Here is a 15,682-nt window from a genome sequence, read left to right as displayed (position 1 = left end):
GGGCGGTCCGACGTTTCGGGAGGGTTAGGGTGAGGGCAAGCTTTTGCTCCTCTAGCGCTCGATGATCGCCGTCACACCCTGCCCCCCCGCCGCACAAATCGAAATCAACCCCCGCCCCTGCCCCGCCGCATCCAGCAACTTCGCCAGGTTCGCCACAATTCTCCCGCCCGTCGCGGCAAACGGATGCCCCGCCGCCAGCGAGCTGCCCTTGACGTTCAAACGGCTGCGATCAATCGAGCCCAGCGGCGCGTCCAGCCCGAGCCGGGTCTTGCAGTATTCCGGATCCTCCCAGGCCTTCAACGTGCACAACACTTGCGCGGCAAAGGCCTCGTGGATTTCGTAGTAGTCGAAGTCCTGCAAGGTCAAACCATTGCGCGCCAGCAAGCGTGGCACCGCGTACACCGGCGCCATCAAAAGTCCTTCGGCACCGTTGACGAAATCCACCGCCGCCGCTTCGCCGTCGCGCAGATACGCAAGTATCGGCAGACCACGTTCCTTGGCCCACTCCTCGCTGCCCAACAGCACCACCGACGCGCCATCGGTCAGCGGCGTCGAGTTGCCGGCGGTCAGCGTACCCTTGGCGCTTTTCTCGAAGGCCGGTTTCAGGGTCGCGAGTTTTTCCAGGGTCAGGTCCGGGCGCAGGTTGTTGTCGCGGGTCAAGCCGAGGAATGGGGTCATCAGGTCGTTGTGCCAGCCTTCGCTGTAGGACGCCGCCAGTTTGTGGTGGCTTTCGAAGGCCAGTTGATCCTGTTCTTCGCGGGGGATGTTCCAGGTCTGCGCCATCAGTTCGCAGTGCTCGCCCATCGACAGACCGGTGCGCGGTTCGCCGTTGCGCGGGAATTCGGGGATCAGGTGTTTCGGGCGTAATTGCAGAAAGGTCTTGAGCTTGTCGCCGGTGGTCTTGGCGCGGTTGGCTTGCAGAAGGATCTTGCGCAGGCCTTCGCTGACGCTGATCGGCGCGTCCGACGTGGTGTCGACGCCGCCAGCAATGCCGCAATCGATCTGGCCGAGGGCGATCTTGTTCGCCACCAGTAGCGCCGCTTCCAGGCCGGTGCCGCAGGCCTGCTGAATGTCATAGGCCGGGGTGGCCGGCGACAGGCGCGAGCCGAGCACGCATTCGCGGGTCAGGTTCATATCCCGTGACAATTTCAGCACCGCCCCTGCGACCACTTCGCCGATGCGCTGGCCGTGCAGGTTGTAGCGTTCGATCAGGCCTTCGAGAGCGGCGGTGAGCATCACCTGATTGCTGGCGGTGGCGTAGGGCCCGTTGGAGCGGGCGAACGGAATGCGGTTGCCACCAATGATCGCGACGCGGCGCAGCTGACTCATGAAATGCTCCTTGTGAAATATCCGGTCTGAAAATCGAGCGCTGAAAACCCGGTCGGGCCACAAAAGCGCCGAGGGCAAACTACTCTGCTGTTCTAGCGTAGGCCTTATTGCGTGGATCGAACGATTGATTGCCCTTCGCAGTCCACACTTTGAACCCCATCTTCTGGAGAGCGTTCCATGTCTGACCGCTATATCGACTTCGCCAACTCGTCCATCGGCCACCGTCTGGTCGGAGCCCTGGGCCTGCCGTCGCCGGTGCGGCTGGAACGCTGGCAGGCCGGGCGCCTGCGGCCGGTGGACGGTGCGCTGCTGATCGGCGGCGGGCCGCTGGCCGAGCGCATCAGTACGTTCGCCAACCGTCTGACCGATGCCATTTATCGCTACGGCGACCAGCCGGCCAGTGCCACCCAATGGATTCCCGGCCATGGCCCGAAACTCAAGGCCGTGGTGTTCGACGCCAGCGACTTGCAGCACACCGACCAGCTCAAGCAGCTGCGTGAGTTCTTCCAGCCGCTGATGAAGAACCTCGACAGCAGCGCGCACCTGGTAATCCTCGGCCGCGCCCCGGAAACCCTGCGTGAACCGTTTGCCGCCAGCGCACAGCGAGCGCTTGAAGGCTTCTCTCGCTCGCTGGCCAAGGAACTGCGCAGCGGTGGCACGCTGCAACTGATCTACGTCGGCGAAGGTGCCGAGGATCAGCTCGAAGGGCCGCTGCGGTTTTTCCTCTCGCCGAAAAGCGCGTTCGTCTCCGGGCAAGTGATCCGTCTGACGGCCTGCGCCACCCAGGTCACCGACTGGACGCGCCCGTTGGCCGGACGTATAGCACTGGTCACCGGCGCGGCGCGCGGCATCGGCGCCTCCATCGCCGAAACCCTGGCCCGTGACGGCGCCGAAGTGATCCTGCTCGACGTGCCGCCGGCCAAGACCGATCTCGAAGCCCTCGCCGCACGTCTCGGCGGACGCGCCATCACCCTCGACATCTGCGCCGAAGATGCTGCCGCGCAACTGATCGAACAGCTGCCGGACGGCCTCGACATTCTGGTGCACAACGCCGGCATCACCCGTGACAAGACCCTGGCCAACATGACGCCGGAATTCTGGGACGCGGTGTTGGCGGTCAACCTCAACGCACCGCAAGTGCTGACCAAAGCCCTGCTCGACAGCGGCACTCTGCGCGATAACGCCCGGGTCATTCTGCTGGCCTCGATCAGCGGCATCGCCGGCAATCGCGGGCAGACCAACTACGCGGCAAGCAAAGCCGGGCTGATCGGACTGGCCCAGGCCTGGGCGCCGACCCTGCTGGAACGCGGTATCAGCATCAATGCCGTGGCGCCGGGATTCATCGAGACCCAGATGACTGCGCACATCCCGTTCGGCCTGCGCGAGGCCGGGCGGCGCATGAGTTCGCTGGGCCAGGGCGGCCTGCCGCAGGACGTCGCCGAAGCCGTGGCCTGGCTGGCCCAGCCGGGCACCGGCGCGTTCACCGGGCAAGCGCTGCGGGTGTGCGGCCAAAGCGTTCTGGGGGCCTGAACATGAGCATCGAATGGCAAACGCTGCACCAGGAACCGAGCCTGCCGGGGCTGTATGCCCGGGCGGCGACCCGACGCAAAATCACCGGCACCACCCTGCCCGACAGCGGTTTGCGCTGCGCCGTCGAGGTGGATGGCAAACGTCTGGCGGCGTATCGCAAGGTCTGCGGTTTCGCCGATGACGGCCTGCTGCCACCGACCTATCCGCATATCCTCGCGTTCGCGCTGCAGATGCAATTGCTGACGGCCAAAGACTTTCCGTTCCCGCTGCTGGGGCTGATTCATCTGAGCAATCGCATCCGCGTATTGCGGCCGATGGGCGGGATCAGTCGTGCGCAAGTCAGCGTCCGGGTGCATAACCTGCAACCCCATCCCAAAGGCGCGACCTTCGATCTGCTGACCACCCTCGACGATCAACTCGGCCCGTTGTGGGAAGCCGAAAGCCAAATGCTCTGTCGCGGCGTGAAGCTAGAAGGCGAACCGGTCGAACAGGCCTGGGAGCCGGCGCTGCCGCTGATGCAAGTGGCGCAATGGAAGGCCCCGGCGGACATCGGCCGGCAGTACGCGAAAGTCTCCGGCGACTACAACCCGATCCACCTGAGTGCCGCCAGTGCCAAGCTGTTCGGTTTCCCCACGGCCATCGCCCACGGGTTATGGAACAAGGCCCGCACACTGGCAGCTCTGGCAGATCATCTGCCCAAGGCCAACCTTGAGGTCACCGTGCACTTTCGCAAACCGGTGCGCCTGCCGAGCGAGGTGAGCCTGTTCGCCAGCGCTGCCGGTTCCAGCGGTGAGTTACGCCTGATCGGCGCCGGGGATCTGGAGCACATGGTGGGCAACTGGCAGCCGGTAGCCTGACATCGAGGCCGGGAAAACCTGCTCAATTGTGTATATATCACTTAAGTTTTCCCGCGCCGCACAAACATCCCTCGCCGAAACCCAGCCTTGATTTTCAAGGCTTTTTTTTGCGCGCCTATATCCTCGGTATTAGTCGTTAGGCCGCACTCGCAGCCCCCTGCATAAAGGCGTTAATACCAACTTGAGAATGGCGTGGATCCGGCCTTGCGACTGATATGAGCACAACGGACGAAGGCACTGCCGGCAACAGAATCGGCGGGCCATCGAAGTCAACGAACGTTGTGACAGGTGCAAGGAATAACGCTCATGAAAACTCAGATGAAAGCTCAGGCGGCATGGTGCAAATCGGCAACGGCACTGGCCCTCATTCTCTCCCTCGGTCTGGCCGGTTGCAGCAGTGGCGGCGGCGGTCATCACAGCAGTTCCGGCAGTTCTTCCCCCGACAGCTCGACTGCAGGTACTGGCGGCACCGGTGGCACGGGTGGAACCGGAGACACCGCGGGCACTGGCGGCACTGGCGGCACCGGTGGTACTGGTGGAACGGGAGGGACAACGGATCCGACCAATCCGACCAATCCCACCGACCCGACGGATCCGACCAACCCAACCAACCCGAGTACACCGACACCTCTGGTTACCACCACCCTGGTGCAGGACGTCGGCAATACCGTCAGCGGCGTCGGCGATGGTGTCGGCCAGGTCGGTGACTCCCTGAGCGGCGTGCCTGTCGTTGGCGGCGTGGTGCAAAGCGCGGCCCGGACTGCCGGCAACGTAGTGACCACGCTGGGTGACGGCGTAGCCAACGGCATCGGCAAACTGGCGACCACCGACAATGGTCTGGGCGTTACCGCTTCGGCGGTCGGCGGCGTGGTGCAGGATGTGGGTAACGGCGTGTCCGACCTGAGCGGCAAACTGGCCACTGCCACGGGCAGCGTCCCCGTGGTTGGCGGTGTGGTAACCAAGGTCGCCCCAGTGCTCAACGGGGTCGGCGAAAAGGTCACCATGCTCGGCGACACCCTCAGCACCGCCACCACCACCGGCCCGCTCGGCTCGGTTACCAAAGAAGTCGGCAGCAAACTGGTGCCGGTGATTGCCATGGTCGAAAGCACCACGGACAAACTCGGTACGGCTACAGGGCTGGGCGCGCCGTTGAACGGTTTGGTCCAGAAGGTCGGCAGCACGGTTGACGGCGTGGGTGACAAGGTCACTGTCGCCGGCAACGGCAACGCCCTGACCAACACCGTCGGCGGTGCCCTGAGCAATGTCGGCACTGCGGTCGGCAAGGCCGGCGGGCTGGTAGACAACGGCACCAGTTCGGGAACGGGCGTCGGTGGCGGTCTGGGCAGCAATGGCCTGCTGCAAACCGTCGGCGGCGCAGTCGTGAACGTCGGCGCCGGGTTGAGCAGCGGCAATGGCAGCCTCGCCGCACCGGGTGGTGTTCTGGCAGCGGCCGGCAACACCGTGGCCTCGCTCAACACCGTGCTCGGCGGTTCGGGCTCGCCGATCACCAGCCCGACCACTCCCCTGGCAATCCTGGGCAACAACGTGGGTGCCGGACTTGCGCCAGTCACCACCGCGGTCACCAGCCTGACCCAGAACGTCGGCGCCGCCACCGGGCTCGGCACTCCGGTCGCGGGTCTCACCAGCCAGGTTGGCGGCGCCGTCGGCAATCTGGGCAACGCGATCGCCGGCACCAACAGCAACCCGGTCGTGGCGGCGGTCGGCAACACTGTCACCACGGTGGGCAACACCGTCACTGCGGTCGGCGGACTGGTCAACGGTGGCACTGCCACCGGGACTGGCGGCGGACTGGGCGGCGTTCTCGGCGGCCTGACCGGCGCGTTGGGAGGGAACAATCGCTGATTTGCACCTGGCCGATTCGACGGCCGAACCTACAGCGCCTACGCTTGGTTGAGGGCGGAAGATTCCCACGAGTCTTCCGCTTTTTTCTTAGGAGAAACCCTGCCCCGTGCTGCGGGTTTGAACATGGAGTGTCCTATGCGCGTTATGGCATCCCTGCTGTTTCTCAGTCTCAGTTGCACAACCCTCGCCGACACCCTGCCCAGCTTTCTCAACAGCAACGAAACCATTCGCAACCTGCCGGTGCCGAACCTGCCCGCCGACGCCTACCGGCCGAACGCGGCGACGCTGCAAGTGCCAGAGCCCGGTGCCACGGCCGCCCAGCCGTTGCTGATGGGCACGAAGATTAACCTCAGGACTGTGCAGATCGAAGGCGGCACGCTCTACCCGCTGAACGAACTGGCCGAAATCTACAAACCGCTGATCGGCCGCGAGAGCAGCCTCGCCGACCTGATCGAAGCCACCCGCAACATCACCCGTCGCTACCAGCAGGACGGTTATCTGCTGTCATACGCCTTCCTGCCACAACAGACCTTCGACGACGGCGTGGCGCGCGTCGTGCTGGTGGAAGGCTACGTGCGGGACGTGCAGATCGCGGGCGACGTCGGGCGGGTCAAAGCCCTGCTCGACCGATTGGCCGCCAAGCTCCAGGCCGAACGCCCGCTGACGCGCAAGACGTTCGAGCGCTACACCACACTGATGACCCGCATTCCCGGCGTGACGATCCAGGCCCAGGTGCCGCCGCCCGGCACCACCGACGGTGCAACCACGCTGGTGGCCCAAGCCAGCCGCAAACCGTTCACCAGCACCCTGAGCACCACCGAAGACAACCGCAACGGCACTCAGGCCCTGCTCGGTATCAGCAGCAATTCACAAACCTCGATGGGCGAACAGTTGAGCCTCAGCGGCCTGTTTCCACCGGGAGATGATCACGAGCATTACTACCGGCTGGACTACAACCAGTTCATCAACGACGAAGGCGCGCAACTGAGCCTGTCGGCCTCGCGCTACCGGGCCGATCCCGGCACCAATGTGCTGTTGAACAACGGACTGGAACTCAAGCCACACCGCGAAAACGACCGTTATTCGCTCGGTTTCACCTTGCCGCTGATTGCCGCCTCGGATGAACTGCTGACTGCCGGATCACGCCTGTACGCCGTCAATGACAAGACCCGCTACAACGTGATCGGCTACCCGCTGAGCGTCGAAGAACGCACCGACATCCGCGCCCTCGCCTTCGAAAGCGACTGGCGCAAGGCCGATGCCCGGCAACTGCGTATTCTCAGCGGCGGCGTGTACCAGGGCTTCGACAGCCTGGGCGCGCACACCAACAACAGCGCCATCGACCTCGATTTTTTCAGGGTGCGTCTGTCGGGGGTGCAGAGCGACAAGTTCTTTGATAACTGGCAAGGCGTACTGTCAGCCGCGTTGTACTGGAGCGACGACACCCTGCCCGACAGTGAGCGTGCGGTGTTCGGCGGGCAGAATTTCGGCCGTGGTTATCCCGATGATCAGGCGTCCGGCGACAAGGGCTGGGGCGTGGCTTACGAAATCAACTACAGCTTCAACCGCGACGGCAATTGGGTGCGCATCCTGCAACCGTACTTCGTGCTCGATCGCTCGCGCAGCTGGTTCAATGAATTGCCGGTACAGGCCAATAACCTGTCATCGGCGGCGCTCGGCCTGAGATTCGGCGATGCGAAGTACTACAACATCGCCCTGGAAGCCGCCAAGGCGATGTCGGATGAAGCGCTGGATACGTTCAATCGCCGGCCACGTTACAGCATCAGCTTCAGTTATCAGCTGTAGCACGACCGACCGCTGAATCAGAAGGCGTAGCGGACTTTCGCCGTGAAACCGTCAGCGTCAAAACCGCTGGCGGTCACGTAGTTGTAAGACCCGCCGACGCTCCACGCGCCCATCCGATAGTTGGCGCCCAGACCCAGTTCATAACTGTCACGAACCGGGGTGGTGCCACGGCTGGTGAACGAATCGCCGCCCAGCACGAACGACGACGTGGTGCCGGTCTTGTCGCCAATGACGTCGTGCCAGGCTATCAGCTTCGCTTCGGGTTCGAGGCTGCCGGTGCCCACATCGAATGCCGCCGCCAGACGCGCGCCGACACCCATCTCGCCCACCTCATAGCGCTGACTGCCGACATTCAGCGAAGCCGAACTGCCCTTCTCGCGATAGCTGTCCATGCCCACATTGGCGTAACGCGCCCCGACCTGCGGCTCCAGCACCACATCCGGCATCAGGCGCACGGTGTACCCGGCCAGCGCGCTGACGCCGAATACGTTGCTGTCGTAATCACCCTTGGCGCGGGTACCGGCGATGTAGCGGCGCGACTCGTTGTCGTTCCAGCCATACATCAGCGACGAATCAACGAACCAGTTGTCGTGCGTCCAGTTGCCGTACAGGGTCAGCGCATGGCCGGTGACCTGGGTCTTGTTGCCACGATCGGATTTCACATCGGTGTCGAGGTAGCTGTACGCCAGACCGACCGCCAGATCAGCATTCAACTGGCCATCGGCACCCACGGCGATGCCGTGGCTGTCGGCATCGTAACCACTGACACCACGACGCTCATCCTGGTTGGCGTCGCTGCTCAAGGCTTGCAGCCAGACACCTTTGTCCGTGGCAGCGCCACTGGTACGGGCACGGCTGGAGCGATCATTGATGACGCCCGACACCAGCGTCTGACTGTTGGTGGCCGCGTGAAGCACCCCACGGCTGACATCCGGGCTGAGGGTTTCGGACAACCGCGCCAATTGCGCATCGGTGCTGGCGTTGGCGAACGCCTGGAACACCGGATCCTGCTCATCGAGCCGCGACAACAGACTCGACACGCGGCCCACAACCGTTGCGGCATTGCGACTGCCACCCGCCACAAGGGTGTTTTGCGCCAACACCTCTTCGGACTTGTTGGTCACCACTGACGTGATGTCGCTGCCCACAACCCCAAAACTCTTCACATCCAGCAAAGCAGAGGAAGAGGTCACGGTGAGGTTATTGCCGCCGACCAGACTGCCCGAGCTGATCAGGGTGTACTTCGTACCACCCTGTGTCACACGGAAATCACTGGAGCGCGCCAAAAGACGCAACGTCGCACCCGGCGCGATATCGGTAGTGCCCGTGACCTTCAACACCGGCAACGCCGGATTGGTGTCATTGCCCAGGTACATTTCCAGCACCGAGTCGGACTCTTCCATATCGAAGTCACCGATGATCGTGGTGTGTGGTTTCACCAGCGTCAGCGTCCCGTCCTCGATGGTCACGTAACCGGATTTGATGGTCGAACCGTCGAAAACAGCATCGCCGTCGATGATCACGCCGGACAGACCGATCAGATCCCCTTTGACCGTACCGCCAAAAAAGTCGAAATAGCTTTCGCCGTCATCGACCTGGATTGCCGACGTCCCACCCTCGATCGAACCGGTCAGTTGATAAATGGTAAACGGCAACGCATTGAGAGCCTGACCGCTGACATGCACACCAATCGACTCGCCGTAGATCGTCCCGGAGTTGAACAGATTGAAACCACCCGTCCCCGCCGAAGTATTGAAGTTAACGCCTTCGAAAGTGACGGCTTCGGCGTTTGCTCCGGTGGCGCGAATGGTGCCCGTGTTGTTCACGATGCTTTTGAGAGTGGCACCGTCGAGGAACAGACCCAATGCATCAGGGCCGGCAACATTGATTGTGCCGTTGTTGGTGACTCCAGCCAGCTGGGTATGTACCAACATCACGCCGCCGGCAGTCGCCCCACTGACATCGATCAGCCCGTCGTTGGAAAGCGAGCCGTTGAATGTGCTGCCGATGTCGGAAAGACCGGTTGAGCTGCCGGACCCCGCCAGGCCGTGAACAATAATGGAACCCTTGTTGATCACACTGTAGGCGACAGTGGTTGGCGTCGCACCGGCGGCTCCCAGATTGATACCGATGCCATGATTGGCCCCGTCAATCCGGATAGTGCCGTTATTGCGCAACTGGTCAGCCGCCAGCCCCATGAACTGGGCGCCGTAGGTCAAGGTCGACGGCGAGCCGGGAGTGATGATCCCGTTGCCGTTCAGATCGACAAGACCGTAGTTCTGCAGATTGCTGTTCAATGGCCCACCGCTCAGGTCATAACTCAGACTGGCACCGGCAGCGGAAACAACGCAGGCGTGCAGCGAAGCCGCAGCGATGGACAACGCCAGAAGCGAGTGGCGCAAACGATCAGTATTCAAACGAGATTCCCTTCCAAAACATGAAAAACAGTTTCAGCAGGGGTATCGAATTCACTCAGGCATCCCTACCGAACCCACCAGGTCGTCCGGTTTGGGCGCGGGGAATGTACATGAGCCATCATTTCGACACCATCAAAATGTCAAACGAATGGCGTCAATTTCAAGATCGGCGTATTCGAAGTAGAAGCTGCATGAGCACTCAGGAGACATTGACCTTTGGCTTGGGAAACAGATTGTCCAGGGTCTCCAGCAGCCGCACGTGATAGATCGGCTTGCGGAACAGGTCGAGCACCTGCAACCGCAGCATGTCGCTCACATCCTCCATGTCCGCGTGTCCCGACGTCACGATCACCGGCAGATGCTGGCGCGAGGTGTGCTCGCGCAGGCGCTTGATCAGCGACATGCCGCTTTCCTCCGGCATGCGCAGATCGGTGATTACCAGAGCGATATCGGGATGGCGGGTCAGGTGATGCAGGGCGAGTTTGACCGAGGTGGCGGTATGACAGACGAAGCCTTCGCCTTCCAGCAACTCCGCCAGCTCCAGCAACGCGTCCTCTTCGTCGTCAACCAGAAGCAACTGTTGGCGTGAGGAAGAAGACACGTTCATGGGCAGTACCTGAAAGCTGAATGGTAGATCGAGTGTAGCCCGACATCAGCAAGGTGCTGGCGCAACCATGCTGTGGCTTATGGCGTTGGCCGGGTTTGCGTCGTGCCGCCCAGTGACACCAGAACGTTGTTGAAGATCGCCAGCATCCGATCACCCAGCGGAGTGACGAAAACGACCACCACCACGGCGACCATGGCCACGACGATGGCGTATTCAATTGCCGACGCACCGTCTTCATGTTTGTAGAGCAGCAAAGCTCTGGCCATTAAATAATCAACGATCATTCGAAACATATGCCCACTCCTTTGCGCTCCTGGCGCCGATGTCACAGCAGCGACAAAGCGTTCGCCGTGCCATTTGAGCATTGTCAACAAACCCCCACCCAACAACTGTAAGAACGGATTAGTCATAAAGGATTAGTCGTTTCGTCAAACTCGGCATTTCGACTGCTGATTGGCCAACACCCATACTTTCGTGGGTTATTTGTCTGTCACTAATGGCGTTTTGGCTTGTTTCAGCTAGCGTGGAAATAGCGAAATAGTTGGATGTTCATAGCTGCCTGATTGCGATGTTCCCTTGGTAGGAAGTGCGGGCTGGTAGTGCAGCAGGAAAGGGAGAGCCGTCATGAACAGTCGTGTGACCATTGGCCTTGCAGCGGCGCTTTTACTGGGGGCCATCGTTGTCGGATATTGGGGGCTGGTGCTCAGCCGGCAACCTGCTCCGGTTGCCGAGGCCCCCGCGCCGACGGTGGTCACCGTCGAAAAAACCGTCGCTGCCGCCGAAGACCAGACCCGCCAGCCGGTCGTGGTCCTGGTGCGTGACGTCCCGCCCTTCACCCCCCTCACTGCCGCCGATCTGGCCGTTGAAAAACTGCGCAGCGCCCCCGCCGGCAGCCTCGGCACCATCGAGCAGGCAGTGGGTCGCACTCCGTGGCGTCACCTGAGCGCCGGCACCTGGCTCAACGAAGAAAGCTTCGAGGCCGGCGGCACACTGGCGCGCATGATCCACAGTGACGAGCGCGCGCTGGCCGTGTCAGTTGATGAGGTGATCGGCGCGGCCGGGCAGTTGATCCCCGGGGATTACGTCGACGTGCTGTTGTTCCTGCGCCAGGACGCCAGCAACCCGCAGCAGTCGGCGCAAATTGTGGTGCCGGCCATGCGCGTGCTCGGTGTCGGCGAACAATACGGCCTGACCAACGACGGTCAACCGTCCGCTCCCGCCATGAGTGCCGACGACAAGATCAAACAGGACCAGCGCCGGCTCACCGCGCGCACCGTGGTGCTGGCGGTGCCTGAACAGTTGTTGAGTCGAATGATGCTCGCCACCCAGGTCGGGACGTTGCGCCTGGCCGTGCGCAGCAGCGAAGAACAGCGCCTGGCCAGGTACTGGGCCGGCGAACGTCAGGCGCCGGACAAACTGGTGGCCGCCAACAGCCAGCTCTTCCAGTTCACTCAGTTGGCGCTGGGGACCGCGCCGAAAACCGCGCCCGGCAGCGACCACAGCGGTGCGATACGGCCCGCGGTGGAAGTGATTCGCGGCAATCAGACCAACCCACAAAACCCATGACTGAGCAAGGATCCAAGTGCATGCAGAGTCGTTCCTGGCCGATCGTCAATCCCGTGCTCCGGGCCATGCTGCTGATGGGACTGTCAATCAATGCCGCGCAGGCGGCCACCGGCAACTGCGCGGCCCTCGGGCGCTTGCCGCCAGTGATCGAAATCAACGAAGGCTGGCAGCAGGACATGCAATCACCGGTGGCGATCACGCGCCTGGCCATCGGCGATCCGAAAATCGCCGACGTGCATGCCAATGGCAACTCATCGTTTCTGCTTACCGCCGTGGCGCCGGGCGCTACCAGTCTGATGGTCTGGACCGGCTGCTCCAGCGAGCCGCGCCAGAGCATGGTGTTCGTCAAGGGCGCCGCCACCTCGGCCCTCACCAACACCGGTGCGCTGCCGTCGGATGATGCGCTGTTGCCGTCCCAGGTGCAGACCGACATTCGTTTTGTCGAAGTCAGCCGCACCAAGCTCAAGCAGGCCTCGGCTTCGCTGATCGGCACCCGCGGTAATTTCCTGTTCGGTTCTCCCGGCACGTTGCCGCCCATCGACGGCGTCCCGCAACCGCGACTGCCGGTGGACAACTCGCTGTTCAACTTCTCGTGGATCGGCGGCAAGACCATGGCGATCATCAATGCCCTTGAGGGCAGCGGCTTCGCCTATACCCTGGCGCGGCCAAGCCTGGTGGCCCTCAACGGGCAGAGTGCGAGTTTCCTCGCAGGCGGGCAGATTCCGATTCCGGTGCCCAGCTCCGGCAGCGACAACGTGTCGATCGAATACAAGGAGTTCGGCATCCGCCTGACCCTGACGCCCACCATCATCAGCCACGATCGCATCGCCCTGAAAGTGGCGCCGGAAGTCAGCGAACTGGACCTCAGCAACGCGGTGAACATCGCCGGCACCACCGTGCCGGCCCTGACCATCCGCCGCACCGACACCAGCATTTCCCTCGCCGATGGTGAGAGTTTTGTCATCAGCGGTTTGATCAGTACCAGCAACAGTTCCCAGGTAGACAAGTTTCCCGGGCTGGGCGATATCCCGGTGCTCGGGGCTTTTTTCAAGAGCTCGCAGATCAAGCGCGAAGAGCGAGAGCTGCTGATGATCGTCACCCCGCACCTGGTGCGTCCGCTCTCGGCGGAGGCGCAACTGCCGTCGTTGCCGGGTGAAAAACTGCGCAACTACGACCCGAATTTCTACCGCATGTTTTTCCTGGAAAACGGTAACTTCGACAAGCGCAGCGGGTTGTCCCAATGAGCCAGAGCCTGAGTCAGACCTTCCTCGCCATCACCCGCAACAACACCGACCTGGAGTGGCTGCAAAGCGCGCTTGCGCCGTTGGGCCAGGTGGTCAGTGCCGGTGGCGGCAGCCTCGACGAATTGCTCGCGCTGGTGGACGTCACCTTCGCCAGCCTGGTGTTCGTCGGCCTCGACCGTGAACACGTGGTGGCCCAGAGCGCGCTGATCGAAGGCGCGCTGGAGGCCAAGCCGATGCTGGCGATCGTTGCCCTTGGCGACGGCATGGACAATCAGCTTGTACTCAATGCGATGCGCGCCGGGGCCCGGGACTTCGTCGCCTATGGCTCGCGCTCCAGTGAAGTGGCCGGGCTGGTGCGCCGCTTGAGCAAACGCCTGCCGCCGGTGACCCACAACGCGCAACTGGGCGGCCTGACGGTGTTGTACGGCGTACAGAGCAGTTCCGACGGCGCGCTGCTGGCCAACCATATGGCACTGGTGGTGCAAAAGAGCGGGCAGCAGACGCTGCTGCTGGACCTCGGGCTGCCCCGTGGCGACAGCCTGGCGTTGCTGGGGCTGGAGAGTTCGTTCCACTTCGGCGATGCCTTGCGTCACCTGCGCAGGCTCGACGCCACGCTGATCGACAGTGCGTTCACCAGTGCCGAAGCGGGGCTGCGGATTCTGGCCTACGCCGACAATGACGCCCCCCTGGAAAGCACCAGCGCCGCCGAGCTGTTCATGCTGCTCAGCGCCTTGCGCCAGCACTTCCAGCACATCGTCGTGAACCTCACCGGCCAGCCTGACAGCGAAGCCCTGCGGACCTTTGTCAGCCATTGCGACAAGCTGATCTGGTACACCGACCAGAGCGTGCTCGATTGCCGGCGCAACCTCGCGGTATTCAATCTGTGGCGGGAAAAAGGCATGAAGCTCGATCACGGACGGCTGCTGGTCGACCGTTATCTGAGCAACGTTGCGCCAGATGCGGACACCCTCGGCAAGACCTTCAACCTGGAAGTGATCGCGGTATTGGCCTTGAGTCCGGAGCTGCGCATGAACGCGAAGAACCAGGGCGTCAGCCTGTTTGAACTGGCGCCCAGGGAAAAACTCACCCAGAGCCTGCGGGTACTCGGCGAACGGCTGGCCAAGCGCTCCGAAGGTCTGGCCAAACCCAAGGTCACCTGGTTCGACCGGTTGCGAGGCACCTCATGAGCCCGGAAAAACTTTTCGGTGCACCGGCGCGGGGCCAGTCGGGCAATGTTGACCACGAAGGCCTGAAACTGGTCCTGCATCGCTACATCATCGATGCCATCGAGGAGTCCGGGAAAAACCTGCTGGAAGGCTCGCGGCAGTTGCTGGCGCAATTTGTCACCGACAAGGTCGCCGAATACATCGCCCGTCTGCACCTGGCGATTTCCCGTTACGAGATGGAGCGGCTGGGGGAAGAAATCGTCGATGAGCTGACCGGCTTCGGTCCGCTGGAAGTCTTGCTGCGCGACACCGCCGTCACCGAAATTCTGGTCAACGGCCCGCACCGGGTATTCGTCGAGCGCGACGGCGTACTGCATCAGAGTGACCTGCGCTTCATCGATGCGCACCACGTCGAACGGGTCATGCAGCGCATTCTTGCGCCGCTCGGTCGGCGGCTGGACGAGTCTTCGCCGATGGTCGATGCACGCCTGCCGGACGGTAGTCGGGTCAACGCGATCATCCCGCCGATCGCCCTCGACGGCCCGTGCCTGTCGATTCGAAAATTCCGCAAGGACATGCTCAAGAGCAGCGACCTGATCGCGATGCAGACCATCGACCTGCCGATTTTCGAGTGTTTCCAGGAGGCCGTGGGCAAGCGCTGCAATATCCTGATCAGCGGCGGCACGGGCACCGGCAAGACCACGCTGCTGAACATTCTCAGCCAATTGATCAACCCCCACGAACGACTGGTGACCATCGAAGACGTCGCCGAACTGCAACTCGGCCACCCTCACGTGGTACGCCTGGAAACCCGGCCGCCGAATGCCGAGGGCCATGGCGAGGTCAAGGCCAGCGACCTGATCCGCAACGCCCTGCGGATGCGCCCGGACCGGATCATTCTCGGCGAAATCCGCGGCGTCGAAGTGCTCGACGTGTTGACGGCGATGAACACCGGTCACGACGGCTCGATGAGCACGGTCCACGCCAACAACGCCCAGGATGCGTTGCTGCGCCTGGAAACCCTGGTCGGCCTGACCGGCCGCACGGTGGCCGAACGCACCCTGCGGCAGATGATCTGCGCAGCACTCGACGTGATCATTCAGTTGACCCGCATGCCCGACGGTCGCCGCTGTGTCAGTGAAGTGGTGGAAGTGGTCGGCGTGCGTGAAGACGTGTACGTCACCAACACCCTGTTCCGTCTGGATCGACGCACCGGTTTCGGCTTCCTGCGCGAAGCGGTCAACCCGGCCGGCGACAAGTTGCGGCACGAGTCGAGTCTGGGCTGAACGCATGGAGC

Annotated in this window: 12 protein-coding genes; 8 read left to right on the top strand and 4 right to left on the bottom strand. The window is 62.6% G+C overall.

Features of this window, described 5'->3' with window-relative positions; genetic code table 11:
* Window positions 1-51 precede the first annotated feature (51 nt).
* Window positions 52-1,329, bottom strand: a complete 1,278-nt coding sequence (locus BMZ46_RS14695) for an acetyl-CoA C-acetyltransferase (RefSeq protein WP_064379268.1) — start codon at window positions 1,327-1,329, stop codon at window positions 52-54.
* Between the two features lie 177 nt (window positions 1,330-1,506).
* Between BMZ46_RS14695 and BMZ46_RS14690 the strand changes: the two genes are divergently transcribed.
* The 4 genes from BMZ46_RS14690 (at window position 1,507) to BMZ46_RS14675 (ending at window position 7,385) form a co-directional block, all read left to right on the top strand.
* Window positions 1,507-2,859: a 3-oxoacyl-ACP reductase gene (locus tag BMZ46_RS14690; protein WP_074689703.1), complete on the top strand. Its 1,353-nt coding sequence runs from the start codon at window positions 1,507-1,509 to the stop codon at window positions 2,857-2,859.
* A gap of 2 nt (window positions 2,860-2,861) precedes the next feature.
* Window positions 2,862-3,716 (top strand): MaoC family dehydratase, encoded by an 855-nt coding sequence (locus tag BMZ46_RS14685; protein WP_039772472.1) that lies wholly within the window; start codon window positions 2,862-2,864, stop codon window positions 3,714-3,716.
* Window positions 3,717-4,022: 306 nt separating this feature from the next.
* A complete protein-coding gene (locus tag BMZ46_RS14680) occupies window positions 4,023-5,579 on the top strand; it encodes a collagen-like triple helix repeat-containing protein (RefSeq protein ID WP_074689702.1) in 1,557 nt (518 codons plus the stop codon).
* A gap of 135 nt (window positions 5,580-5,714) precedes the next feature.
* Complete coding sequence (locus BMZ46_RS14675) at window positions 5,715-7,385, top strand: ShlB/FhaC/HecB family hemolysin secretion/activation protein (protein WP_074689701.1); 1,671 nt, start codon at window positions 5,715-5,717, stop codon at window positions 7,383-7,385.
* A gap of 17 nt (window positions 7,386-7,402) precedes the next feature.
* On the opposite strand, the gene BMZ46_RS14670 is transcribed toward BMZ46_RS14675, so the two are convergent.
* The 3 genes from BMZ46_RS14670 to BMZ46_RS14660 form a co-directional block, all read right to left on the bottom strand.
* On the bottom strand, window positions 7,403-9,802 hold the full coding sequence (locus BMZ46_RS14670) for an autotransporter family protein (RefSeq protein WP_074689700.1): 2,400 nt from the start codon (window positions 9,800-9,802) through the stop codon (window positions 7,403-7,405).
* A gap of 199 nt (window positions 9,803-10,001) precedes the next feature.
* Window positions 10,002-10,409 carry a response regulator gene (locus BMZ46_RS14665; protein ID WP_039772480.1) on the bottom strand — a complete coding sequence of 136 codons (408 nt, stop codon included), beginning with the start codon at window positions 10,407-10,409 and terminating at the stop codon, window positions 10,002-10,004.
* A gap of 77 nt (window positions 10,410-10,486) precedes the next feature.
* Complete coding sequence (locus tag BMZ46_RS14660; RefSeq protein ID WP_092163870.1) at window positions 10,487-10,702, bottom strand: Flp family type IVb pilin; 216 nt, start codon at window positions 10,700-10,702, stop codon at window positions 10,487-10,489.
* 331 nt (window positions 10,703-11,033) lie between these two features.
* Between BMZ46_RS14660 and cpaB the strand changes: the two genes are divergently transcribed.
* From cpaB to BMZ46_RS14640, 4 genes are read left to right on the top strand one after another with little or no spacing between them, the layout of a single operon-like run.
* Window positions 11,034-11,975 (top strand): Flp pilus assembly protein CpaB, encoded by a 942-nt coding sequence (cpaB, locus tag BMZ46_RS14655; protein WP_074689699.1) that lies wholly within the window; start codon window positions 11,034-11,036, stop codon window positions 11,973-11,975.
* Between the two features lie 20 nt (window positions 11,976-11,995).
* Window positions 11,996-13,219, top strand: coding sequence for a type II and III secretion system protein family protein (locus tag BMZ46_RS14650; protein WP_039772485.1), 1,224 nt, complete (start codon window positions 11,996-11,998; stop codon window positions 13,217-13,219).
* Entirely contained in the window at window positions 13,216-14,406 is a 1,191-nt protein-coding gene (locus BMZ46_RS14645) for a CpaE/TadZ family protein (RefSeq protein ID WP_039772487.1), read from the top strand. The genes BMZ46_RS14650 and BMZ46_RS14645 overlap by 4 nt, the downstream gene beginning before the upstream one ends.
* A complete protein-coding gene (locus tag BMZ46_RS14640; protein WP_039772489.1) occupies window positions 14,403-15,671 on the top strand; it encodes a TadA family conjugal transfer-associated ATPase in 1,269 nt (422 codons plus the stop codon). Before BMZ46_RS14645 ends, BMZ46_RS14640 begins: the two co-directional genes overlap by 4 nt.
* Window positions 15,672-15,682 lie beyond the last annotated feature (11 nt).

Source organism: Pseudomonas sp. NFIX49 (assembly GCF_900115915.1).
Classification (GTDB): Bacteria; Pseudomonadota; Gammaproteobacteria; order Pseudomonadales; family Pseudomonadaceae; genus Aquipseudomonas; species Aquipseudomonas pharyngis.
Note: the sequence above shows the minus strand (reverse complement) of the source record. Positions and strands in the feature narration are given on the sequence as shown.